Annotated in this window: 11 protein-coding genes; 7 read left to right on the top strand and 4 right to left on the bottom strand. The window is 74.3% G+C overall.

Annotated features, from left to right (window positions below; all coding sequences use genetic code 11):
* Window positions 1-326: transposase family protein (locus H505_RS0136795; protein ID WP_026405952.1), on the top strand; the 326-nt coding region annotated here is incomplete at its 5' end.
* A gap of 370 nt (window positions 327-696) precedes the next feature.
* Here H505_RS0136795 and H505_RS50425 read toward each other — a convergent pair.
* Complete coding sequence (locus tag H505_RS50425; protein ID WP_157433259.1) at window positions 697-834, bottom strand: LPFR motif small protein; 138 nt, start codon at window positions 832-834, stop codon at window positions 697-699.
* A gap of 68 nt (window positions 835-902) precedes the next feature.
* Window positions 903-1,706: a putative protein N(5)-glutamine methyltransferase gene (locus H505_RS0136785; protein WP_026405951.1), complete on the bottom strand. Its 804-nt coding sequence runs from the start codon at window positions 1,704-1,706 to the stop codon at window positions 903-905.
* A gap of 187 nt (window positions 1,707-1,893) precedes the next feature.
* Here H505_RS0136785 and H505_RS0136780 point away from each other — a divergent pair, with 187 nt between their 5' ends.
* From H505_RS0136780 to H505_RS0136760, 5 genes are all read left to right on the top strand, one after another.
* Window positions 1,894-2,688 (top strand): pentapeptide repeat-containing protein, encoded by a 795-nt coding sequence (locus H505_RS0136780; protein WP_026405950.1) that lies wholly within the window; start codon window positions 1,894-1,896, stop codon window positions 2,686-2,688.
* A gap of 70 nt (window positions 2,689-2,758) precedes the next feature.
* Complete coding sequence (locus H505_RS0136775; protein WP_026405949.1) at window positions 2,759-3,325, top strand: hypothetical protein; 567 nt, start codon at window positions 2,759-2,761, stop codon at window positions 3,323-3,325.
* Entirely contained in the window at window positions 3,322-4,422 is a 1,101-nt protein-coding gene (locus tag H505_RS48425) for a PrsW family glutamic-type intramembrane protease (protein ID WP_051301552.1), read from the top strand. Before H505_RS0136775 ends, H505_RS48425 begins: the two co-directional genes overlap by 4 nt.
* 104 nt (window positions 4,423-4,526) lie before the next feature.
* Entirely contained in the window at window positions 4,527-6,248 is a 1,722-nt protein-coding gene (qcrB, locus tag H505_RS46720) for a cytochrome bc1 complex cytochrome b subunit (RefSeq protein WP_084551205.1), read from the top strand.
* A gap of 20 nt (window positions 6,249-6,268) precedes the next feature.
* On the top strand, window positions 6,269-6,742 hold the full coding sequence (locus H505_RS0136760) for a YbhB/YbcL family Raf kinase inhibitor-like protein (RefSeq protein ID WP_245592723.1): 474 nt from the start codon (window positions 6,269-6,271) through the stop codon (window positions 6,740-6,742).
* A gap of 91 nt (window positions 6,743-6,833) precedes the next feature.
* On the opposite strand, the gene H505_RS0136755 is transcribed toward H505_RS0136760, so the two are convergent.
* Window positions 6,834-7,163 (bottom strand): DUF2795 domain-containing protein, encoded by a 330-nt coding sequence (locus tag H505_RS0136755; protein WP_026405947.1) that lies wholly within the window; start codon window positions 7,161-7,163, stop codon window positions 6,834-6,836.
* 240 nt (window positions 7,164-7,403) lie between these two features.
* On the opposite strand from H505_RS0136755, the gene H505_RS0136750 reads away from it, so the two are divergent.
* Window positions 7,404-8,591, top strand: a complete 1,188-nt coding sequence (locus H505_RS0136750; protein ID WP_026405946.1) for a zinc-dependent alcohol dehydrogenase — start codon at window positions 7,404-7,406, stop codon at window positions 8,589-8,591.
* Here H505_RS0136750 and H505_RS46715 read toward each other — a convergent pair.
* The gene (locus tag H505_RS46715; RefSeq protein WP_051301551.1) at window positions 8,563-10,137 is read right to left on the bottom strand and encodes an MFS transporter; all 1,575 of its coding nucleotides are present in this window, start codon (window positions 10,135-10,137) and stop codon (window positions 8,563-8,565) included. The genes H505_RS0136750 and H505_RS46715 overlap by 29 nt on opposite strands.
* Between the last annotated feature and the right edge of the window lie 35 nt (window positions 10,138-10,172).

The following is a 10,172-nucleotide window of genomic DNA, read 5'->3' as shown; positions in this document are numbered from 1 at the left end:
TGCCCGGCTCCGTCCACGACCTGAAGGCCGCCAGGATCTGGGGCCTGGTCCGTGAACTGGCCGCCTCCGGGCTGCTGGTCCTGGCCGACAAGGGCTACGTCGGCGCCGATCCGCACATCCAGACGCCCTACAGAGGCAAGAACAAGCCCGAGCCACTCAAGGACGCCAACCGCTCCCACGCCAAGCTCCGCGGACCGGGCGAACGAGCCAACGCCCAGCTCAAGACCTGGAAGATCCTCACGAAGCTACGTTGTTGCCCCCACCGGGCCGGTCACCTCGCCAAGGCCATCCACGTCCTCCAGAACCGCGAGCTCAACGCATGTTGAAAAAGCTTCATTGAGCTACAGGCCCAGGTGTTCGTGCGCGTTAGCGAATCCCGCTAACGGGGGAAGGAATGACGCGGGTATGGGAAAGGCCGCGGGGACGTCGTCCCGGCGGCCTCCGATTCGAGCCGTTCGGGCTCTACAGGGAGGCTCCTCGGGAGGCCGCTCGTCGCGCGGCGGCGGGGCGCGGCCCTCGCTTGTCGGCGTTCATCTCACGGCTCCCTTCTTCGTCCGCGTTCGGTGCGTTGCGTCCATGGTGCGCCTACCTGGGAGGCGACCGCAACGGCTTTTTCCGCGACAGTGGAGAACAACGTAAAAAGGCCGGGGAGGAGGTGCGGGCCCCCTCCCCGGCCCACGGTGACCGGGTCCGGCGTCAGACGGCCCTGCGGCGGGTCCGGGCCGAACGGCGGTGCGACGGCGCCAGCAGGCGCTGGAGCACCCGGAACGGCAGCGTGACGATGCTGACGATCGTGCCGATGACGGCGTTCAGCGCTGCACTGATGCGGCGCATGATCAATCACTCCTTCGGTCTTCCGTTGCCGTCTTGTTACCCTCCCTGGGAGATCTACACCGATTCGGCTAAAGGGATTTCGTGCCGATGACGACCGTGGCGTAAAGCTTGTCGCAGCGGGCGGTCTCCGGGGCGAGGCCGCCCCGGGCGACCGCGTCCAGGGCGTCCCGCACCTGCCGCTCGCTCGTCTCGAACAGCAGCCGGCCGCCCGGGGCGAGCCAGCCGGACGCCTCCGCGGTCACCCGCCGCAGGACGCCGAGGCCGTCCGCGCCGCCGTCCAGGGCGACGAGGGGTTCGTGGTCGCGCGCCTCCGGGGGCAGCAGCGCGACCTCCGCGGACGGGACGTACGGGACGTTGCACAGCAGGACGTCGACGCGGCCGCGCAGGTCCGCGGGGAGCGCGTCGAACAGGTCGCCCTCGTGGACCCGGCCGCCGAGCGGTCCGACGTTGCGGCGGGCGCACCGCACGGACTCCGGCTCGATGTCGGCGGCGTGCAGTTCGCACCCGTCCGGGCCGAGACCGGCGACGAGCGCGGCGCCGAGCGCGCCGGAGCCGCAGCACAGGTCGAGGACGACGGGACGGGGCGGGGCGAGCGCGGCCGCGCGACGGACGAGGAACTCGGTGCGGCGGCGCGGGACGAACACGCCGGGGCCGACGCGGACGCGCAGCCCGCAGAAGTCGGCCAAGCCGACGACATGCTCGAGGGGCAGCCCGGCCGCGCGCCGGTCCACCATGGCGTCCAGCTCGGCGGGGGTGCGGGCCGCGGCGCCGAGCAGCCGGGCCTCGTCCTCGGCGAAGACGCACCCGGCGGCGCGCAGGCGGGAGACGACGGAGTCGAAGGGGGCGACGGAGTCGGAGGGGGTGTCGGGCATGACGCCTTTCGGGGTCCTGCGGGCGCCCCGGTCACGCTTCGGCGGGCGGAGGCACCCGGACTGGTCGGGCAGAAACGGGTCTCACCTCCTCCGGCCGTGTCGTTCGAGCGACGCCCACCGTACAGCAGCGACCCGGGCACGGACGGGACGGGGCGAGAATGGAGGGTCGCCGCAACGAGGAGGCCGGTTGTCCACGAACACGGAGCTGCGCGCGGACTGCGCGAACTGCCACGGGCTGTGCTGCGTGGCGCTGCCGTTCACCGCGTCGGCGGGCTTCCCGGTCGACAAGGAGGCGGGACGGCCGTGCCGGAACCTGCTCGCCGACTTCCGGTGCGGGATCCACGACGACCTGCGCGGGCGGGGCTTCGCCGGCTGCACGGTCTTCGACTGCTTCGGGGCCGGGCAGAAGGTTTCGAACGTCACGTTCGGGGGGCGCGACTGGCGGAGCGACCCCGGCCTCGCGCGCCGCGTGTTCGCGGTGTTCCCGATCATGCGCGACCTCCACGAGGTGCTCTGGTACCTCGCCGAGGCGCTCGGGCGGCCCGAGGCGGCGCCCGTCCACGGCGAGCTGCGGCGCGTTCGGGCCGACGTGGAGGCCCTCACCGGCGGCGTCCCCGAGGCGGCGGACGTGGCGGCGGTGCGGGCGCGGGTGGGTCCGCTGCTGATGCGGGCCGGTGAGCTGGTGCGGGCGGGCGTCCCGGGACGGCGCCGCGACCACCGCGGCGCGGACCTCGCGGGCGCCCGGCTCGGCCGCGCGGACCTGCGGGGCGCCTGCCTGCGCGGGGCGCTGCTCATCGCGGCCGACCTGCGCGGGGCGGACCTGCGGGACGCCGACCTGCTCGGCGCGGACCTGCGGGACGCCGACCTGCGCGGCGCCGACCTGACCGGCTGCCTGTTCCTCACCCAGCCGCAGCTCGACGCGGCCCGGGGCGACGCGGCGACGCGGACGCCGGCGGCACTGCGGCGGCCCGCGCACTGGTGACCGCCGGGGCGAACCGTTTGGTCCGGTGACCAGGGGGCATCTCCGCGGGGCACGTCGATGAGGGGGCCACGTGGGGCGGGTCGACCGGTGGGGCACGGGGGTCGCGGCCGCGGTGCTGGCCGTCCTCGGCGGCGGGCTGCCCCTGCTGGACTCGGCACTGGGCCGCGGCGGCCGTCCGCTGGCCGCGGGCGCGGTCGTGGCGGTGGGGACCGAGCGGGACGGCGTCCGCCCGGTGCGGGTGGCGGTGCCGTCCGCGCGGTGGGTGCTCAGCGCGGAGCGGTCGTCGCTGGCCGCGAGGGCGGCGCTGCTGAGCGGCGACGTGGTGGTGAACGTGAGGGCGGTGCTGCCGCTGGGGGCGGCGGACGCGCGCGCCCTGTGGCGCGGGCTCGGCCGGATCGTCGCGGCGGGCGGGGCGGCACGGCTGCAGGCCGATCCGGTGCCCTTCACGACGGCGGGCGGGCTGACGGGCCTGACGGGGCGGCTGAGCGGGCCGGGCCGCGTCGGGCTGGCGGGGGTGTTCACGACCGGGGCGGTCGGCGCCACGGTGACGGCGGCCGGACCGCCCGAGGCGTTCCGGCGGCTGGCCGGCGAGATCGAGGCGATGGTGCGCTCCCTCACGATCGCGGCGGGCCGGTGACGGGCCGTCCGGCGTTCTGGCTGTGGGCCGGGACGTGCGCGCTCGGCGTGTGGCTCGCGTTCGACGCGGTCGGGGCGATGGTGCGGGCGTTCCCGGCCGGGGCGACCGCCGGTTTCGCGCTGCTCGCCCCGGCGTTCGCCCTCGGGGTGTGGGCGTTGCGGCGGACGCACCCGGTGCGGGTGCGGCCGCTGGGCGCGGCGCTGCTGGCGGCGGCGTGGGGCGGGCTGGCGGCGTTCGGGGTGGCGCTGCCCGCGAACGCGGCGTTCCTCGCGGTCCTCGGGCAGACGGCCGGGCCGGAGTTCGCCGCGGTGTGGGGCGCGACGATCGCCGCGCCGGTGAACGAGGAGCCGCTGAAGCTGCTGGGCGTCGCGGTCCTGGTGCTGGCCGTCCCGTGCGCGGTGCGGAGCCCCCTGGACGGCTGGGGGTACGGCGCGCTCGCCGGGCTCGGCTTCCAGATGTCGGAGAACTTCCTGTACGTCCTGAACACGATCCTGCTGACGGGGGCGACGCAGGACGCGGGGGCAGCGTTCGTCTCGTTCGCGGGCCGGGTCGTCGGCGGCGCCTGGTGGAGCCACTGGGCGATGACCGCGGTCGCGGGCGCGGGGCTGGGCCGCCTGCTGGCCCGGGCGTCCCGGACGAACGCGGCGCTGGCGGCGGGCGCGCTGCTGCTGGCGATGGCGCTGCACGCCTGGTGGGACGCGCCCGTCCTGGCGGACGCGGCGCTGCTGCCGTTCAAGGGGCTGCCGATCCTGCTGGCCGCGGTGGTCGCGTACCGGCTGGCGCGGCGCGGCTACCTGGCGCACTTCCGGCGGGCGGCGGACGCCGAGACCGCCGGGGGCGTCCTGGTGCCGGGCGAGCGGCACGTGCTGACCTACCGCAGGTGGCGGCGGAAGGAGCGGTGGGACGTGCCGCCGGGCGAGCCGCGGCTGCTGCTGGCCCGGCTCCGCGCCGCCGAGCTGGACCTGCTCGAGGCCGGGCTCGGCGGGATCGGGCGGGATCCGGACGAGGCGGAGCGGCTGCGCGGCGACGTCCGGGACCTGCGGCTGCGGCTCAACGCGTCCTGGCGGCGGACCGGCGCGGCGCGCGCCGTCCGGTGAGGGGCGCGCCGTCCGGTGAGGGGCGCCGCGACCACGCCGTTTGCCCGCCTGCGGCTCGGGTACCGGCCCGTCGGGAATTCGCTCTCGGCCGGGGAGAAACGCAGATGGCGCAGCGGAAGGGCGGGTCGAAGGCCGGGAGGCTGGAGAATCTCGCGTGGGGGGTCGATGACCGGCTCGGCGCGGCCGCGTTCCTGAAGCGCAACCTCACCAAGGCGTTCCCGAAGCACTGGTCCTTCCTCCTCGGCGAGATCGCCCTCTACTCGTTCATCGTCCTGCTGATCACCGGTGTGTTCCTCACGCTGTTCTTCAAGCCGAGCGGCGCGGAGGTCGTCTACGAGGGCTCGTACACGCAGTTGCGGGGCGTGCGGATCAGCGAGGCGTACGCGTCGACGCTGCACATCACGTTCGACGTCCGCGGCGGGCTGCTGATGCGGCAGATCCACCACTGGGCCGCGAACATCTTCCTCGCGGCGATCGCGATCCACCTGATGCGCATCTTCTTCACGGGCGCGTTCCGCAAGCCCCGGGAGATCAACTGGCTGATCGGCGTGACGCTGTTCGTGCTGGCGCTCGCCGAGGGGTTCGCGGGCTACTCGCTGCCGGACGACCTGCTGTCGGGCACCGGCCTGCGGATCATGGCGGGGATCGTGCAGTCGATCCCCGTGGTCGGGTCGTACCTGGTCATGTTCGTCTTCGGCGGCGAGTTCCCGGGCACCGCCGAGTTCATCCCCCGGCTGTTCACGGTGCACATCCTGCTGATCCCGGGCCTGCTGCTCGCGCTGATCACCGCGCACCTGATGATCCTCTGGCACCAGACGCACACCCAGTGGCCGGGCCGGGGCCGCCGGGAGCAGAAGGTCACCGGGGAGCCGACGTTCCCGGCGTTCGCCGCGCAGAGCGGGGCGTACTTCCTGTTCACGTTCGGGTTCCTGGCGCTGATGGCGGCGCTGTTCCAGATCAACCCCGTGTGGCTCTACGGACCGTACGAGCCGGACGAGGTGTCGTTCGGCTCGCAGCCCGACTGGTACGTCGGGTTCCTGGAGGGCTCGCTGCGCATCATGCCGCGGCTCGAGACCACCCTGTGGGGGCACACCGTCTCCTGGAACGTGCTGGCGCCCGCGGTGATCCTGCCCGGGGTGTTCTTCACCCTCCTCGCGCTGTACCCGTTCTTCGAGCGGTGGGCGACGGGCGACGAGCGCGTCCACCACCTGCTGGACCGGCCGCGCAACGCCGCCACCCGGACGGCGATCGGCGCGGCCGTCATCGTCTGGTACGGGAACCTGTGGGCGGCGGGCGGCAACGACATCATCGCGTGGGTGTTCCACATCCCGCTGTTCTGGACGACCTGGTTCTTCCGCGTCGGATTCTTCGTGTTCCCGATCGTCGCGTTCGTCGTCACGCGGCGGATCTGCCTGTCGTTGCAGCGCCGCGACCTGCGGCAGCGCAAGGAGGGGGTGGAGAGCGGGCTGATCTCGCTGACCCCCGACGGCGGGTTCACCGAGCGGCACGAGCGGTCGTCGGACGAGCGGGCGGCGCTCCTGCAGACCCGGCAGCCGCGCGAGCTGCTCGCCGCGTACCCGCACCACATCCTGCCGATGCCGACGCCCGGGCGCGTCCGCACGCAGGCGCGCACGCGGGCGAACCGGTTCTACCTCGACTACCAGGTGCTGTCGCAGGGCGGCGGGCAGGGACGGGCGGACGGCGCGTCGCCGCGGCAGCGGGCGCAGATCGAGGGCCCGCCGGTCGAGGACGCCGCGCAGCGGAGCGACGGGAGCAGGCTCGCCCGGCTCCGCCGGTTCGTCGGGCGGCGGCGCGGGAAGCGGTGAAACGCCCGAATCCTTCCGCGGTGAGCGGGCAGTACCGCACCATGGATGAGATCAAGCTGAGCAGCCCCGAGTTCGCCGACGGCGGCCCGATCCCGGCCGTCCACTCCCACGAGGCGGGCGACCTGTCCCCCTCTCTGGACTGGACCGGCGTGCCCACCTCGGCGGTCGAACTCGTCCTGGCCTGCGACGACCCGGACGCGCCCGGCGGCACGTTCACGCACTGGATGGTGGCGGGCATGCAGCCCGAACGCGACGGCCTGTCGGCCGGGGAGGACGCCCCGCGCATCGCGAAGGGGCGCAACGGGTTCGGCGACAACGGCTACGGCGGCCCGCACCCGCCGCCCGGCGGCGCGCCCCACCGGTACGTGTTCACGCTCCACGCGCTGGACCGGCCGTCCGGGCTGACGTCCGGCTTCTCCCCCGACGACCTGCGGGACGCGCTGCGCGGCAAGGTCGTCGCGACCGGGACGCTGACCGGGACCTACGCCCGCTGAGCCGGCCGGGGGACGCCCGCCGCCCCCGGCGGGCGTCCCCCGGCGGCGGGGCGCCGCGCGTCGTCCCCGCGCCGTCTCACCGTGCGCCGTCTCACTGTGCGCCGTCGTCGTCGCGGCGCAGTTCGTCCTCGACGGGCGGCCGCTCGGTCTCGCGCATGTGCTCGGCCAGGCCGGGCTTGTTGTGGTGGCGGCGCTGGTAGTCCCGTTCCGCGGCGCTGCGCCCGGTGTCGGGTTCGACCGGGACCGAGCGCATCACCTCGGCGACGCCGCCGTAGGTGCCGAGCGGCAGCGCGGCGAGCGCGCGCTCGGCGTCCGTCCCCGGGCTCCTGGCGTGCACGTGCTCGACGATCCGCTCCTTGGTCGCCGGGAACGCCAGGTCCCCGAGCAGTTCCTCGATCCGGCCGGTGTCGGCGATCCGCATGTCGTCCCCCCCTGCTGCGGAGCCCCGGACTGCGAAGCCCCTGACTGCGAGACCTGCGGGCTGCCCGCCAGGCCGCCGCCCAAACGACCGGCCGCCCACGGACGGCGGACATCGACGGCGAGCATCGACGGCGCGGCGCACGCGGCTCGTTCCTCGCATGGCACCGGTGTCCCTTATCGCACGTTTCGCCCTGTCGGGCGGGGTAGGGCCGACCTGTACCCCGCTTCAAGGAGGGCGACGATGAAGGCTGTGACCTGGCACGGCAGGCGGGACGTCCGCGTCGAGAACGTCCCCGACCCGGAGCTCAAGGAGGCCGACGACGCGATCATCCGGGTGACCTCGTCCGGGATCTGCGGCTCGGACCTGCACCTGTACGAGGTGCTCGGACCGTTCCTCACCGAGGGGGACGTCCTGGGCCACGAGCCGATGGGGATCGTCGAGGAGACCGGCCCGGACGTGACGCACGTCAAACCCGGCGACCGCGTGGTCATTCCGTTCAACATCTCCTGCGGGCACTGCCACATGTGCGAGCGGAAGCTCTTCGCGCAGTGCGAGACGACGCAGGTCCGCGAGCAGGGCATGGGCGCCGCCCTGTTCGGCTACACCCGGCTGTACGGGCAGGTGCCGGGCGGGCAGGCCGAGTACCTGCGGGTCCCGCAGGCGCACTTCGGTCCCGTCAAGGTGCCGGAGGGGCCGCCGGACGAGCGGTTCGTGTACCTGTCGGACGTCCTGCCGACCTCGTGGCAGGCCGTGGAGTGGGCGGACGTGCCGAAGGACGGGTCGGTGACCGTCCTCGGGCTCGGCCCCATCGGCCAGATGTGCGCGCGCATCGCGCGGCACCGCGGCCACCGGGTGATCGGCGTGGACGTCGTCCCGGAGCGGCTGGAGATGGCGCGCCGGCACGGCATCGAGGTGATCGACTCCGCGGACGCCGACGACGTCGCGGACGCGGTGCGGCAGCTCACCGGCGGCCGCGGCACCGACTCGGTGATCGACGCGGTCGGGATGGAGGCGCACGGCTCCCCCGGCGCGAAGATCGCGCAGACGCTCACCGGGATGCTGCCCGGCAACACCGCCGCGCCGCTCATGTCGCGCGTCGGGGTGGACCGGCTCGCGGCGCTGATGACGGCGATCGAGGTCGTCCGCCGGGGCGGGACGATCTCGGTGATCGGCGTGTACGGCGGGATGACCGACCCGATGCCGATGCTGCGGATGTTCGACAAGGGCATCGCGCTGCGGATGGGCCAGGCCCACGTCCGCGCGTGGATCGACGACCTGCTGCCGCTGGTGTCCGACGACGCCGACCCGCTCGGGGTCATGGACCTGGCCACGCACAAGATGCCGCTGGAGAAGGCGCCGGAAGCGTACGAGATGTTCCAGAAGAAGCGGGACGGCGCCATCAAGGTGCTGCTGGAGCCCGCGTCCTGACCGCGGGCCGCGCGGCCCGCCGCCCGGACGGCAGGAACGCGGCGAGCAGGACGCCGAGGCCGACCACGGCGGTCGCGATGAGGAAGGAGATCCGGAAGCCCGTCATGTCGGGCACGGCCGTGCCGTGGAACGAGACCGTGTTGCGCGCGAGGACGGCGCCGAGAACCGCGCTGGACACCGAGGTGCCGATCGAGCGCATCAGCGTGTTCACGCCGTTGGCGGCGCCGGTCTCCGACGTCGGCACCGCGCTCATGATCAGGGTGGGCAGCGCCGAGTAGGCGAGGCCGATGCCGGCGCCGACGAGCGTGGAGATCAGCGCGACCTGCCACACGGCGCCCATCAGGCCCTGCGCCGCCGCGTACGCGCCGCCGATGACGAGCAGCCCCATGATGAGGGACGTCTTGGGGCCGCGGGCGGCGGAGATGCGGGCGGACAGCGGCGAGACGAGCATCATCGAGATGCCCATCGGCGCCACCGCGAGGCCGGCGACGAGGAGGGTCTGGCCGAGGCCGTAGCCGGTGGCCGTCGGCAGCTCCAGCAGCTGCGGCAGCACCAGCGACATGGCGTAGAAGGAGACGCCGACCGTGACCGCCGTCAGGTTGGTCAGCAGGACCTGGCGGCGGGCGGTGGTGCGCAGGTCGATCAGCGGCTCGCGCACCCGCAGCTCCAGGACGCCCCACAGCACGAGGATCGCGAGCCCGGCGGCGGCGAGGCCGAGCGTCGCGGGGCTCGTCCAGCCCCATTCGGCGCCCTTGGTGATCGGCAGCAGCAGCGCCAGCAGCCCGGCCGAGAGCCCGAGCGCGCCCGCGACGTCGAAGCGGCCGCCGGTCCGCTGCGGGGACTCGGGGACCAGCCGCCAGACGAGCGCGAACGCCACCGCGCCGAGGGCCGCGGCCCCGTAGAACAGCACGTGCCAGCTGAAGTTCTGCGCGACGTAGGCCGACAGGGGCAGGCCGAGCGCGCCGCCGACGCCGAGCGAGGAGCTCATCAGCGCGAGCGCGGCGCCGAGCCGCTCCCGGGGGAGCCGGTCGCGCATCAGGCTGATGCCGAGCGGGATGGCGCCCACCGCGAAGCCCTGGATCGCGCGGCCCGCGACGACGACGAGCAGTTCGGAGCTCACCGCGGCGACCAGCGACCCGGCGACGACGGCGGAGATGCTCACCAGGATCATCCGGCGCTTGCCGTACATGTCGCCGAGCCGGCCCATGATCGGGGTGGCGACGGCGCCGGACAGCAGCGTCGCCGTCATCGCCCAGGTGGCGTTGGCGATGGACGTGTCGAGCAGCTGCGGCAGCCGGCCGATGACGGGGATGAGCAGCGTCTGCATCAGCGCGACGACGATCCCGGCGAACGCCAGCACCGCGACGAGCGTCCCGCCGCCCCGTTCCCGCGCGGGCGCGGCGACCGCACCGGCGGCCGCACCGGCGACCGGGGCGGTGACCGGATCGGCGACCGGGGCGGCGGCGACGGCGACGCGGCCGGCCCCGGGGTCGTCGGGGATCACGGCCGCGTCCGGATGCCGGGGCAGGGCGGGATCGAGGGACACGTGTACACGCCTCCAGGGGGAGTTCGGGGATCTTC

The sequence above is a fragment of the Actinomadura rifamycini DSM 43936 genome, assembly GCF_000425065.1.
GTDB classification, from domain to species: domain Bacteria; phylum Actinomycetota; class Actinomycetes; order Streptosporangiales; family Streptosporangiaceae; genus Spirillospora; species Spirillospora rifamycini.
Note: the sequence above shows the minus strand (reverse complement) of the source record. Positions and strands in the feature narration are given on the sequence as shown.

Excerpts from the sequence above, each read along its gene's own strand:
- H505_RS50425 (WP_157433259.1), bottom strand. The coding sequence starts at position 834 with ATGCGCCGCATCAGTGCAGCGCTGAACGCCGTCATCGGCACGATCGTC.
- H505_RS0136785 (WP_026405951.1), bottom strand. The coding sequence starts at position 1,706 with ATGCCCGACACCCCCTCCGACTCCGTCGCCCCCTTCGACTCCGTCGTC.
- qcrB (WP_084551205.1), top strand. The coding sequence starts at position 4,527 with ATGGCGCAGCGGAAGGGCGGGTCGAAGGCCGGGAGGCTGGAGAATCTC.
- H505_RS0136755 (WP_026405947.1), bottom strand. The coding sequence starts at position 7,163 with ATGCGGATCGCCGACACCGGCCGGATCGAGGAACTGCTCGGGGACCTG.
- H505_RS0136750 (WP_026405946.1), top strand. The coding sequence starts at position 7,404 with ATGAAGGCTGTGACCTGGCACGGCAGGCGGGACGTCCGCGTCGAGAAC.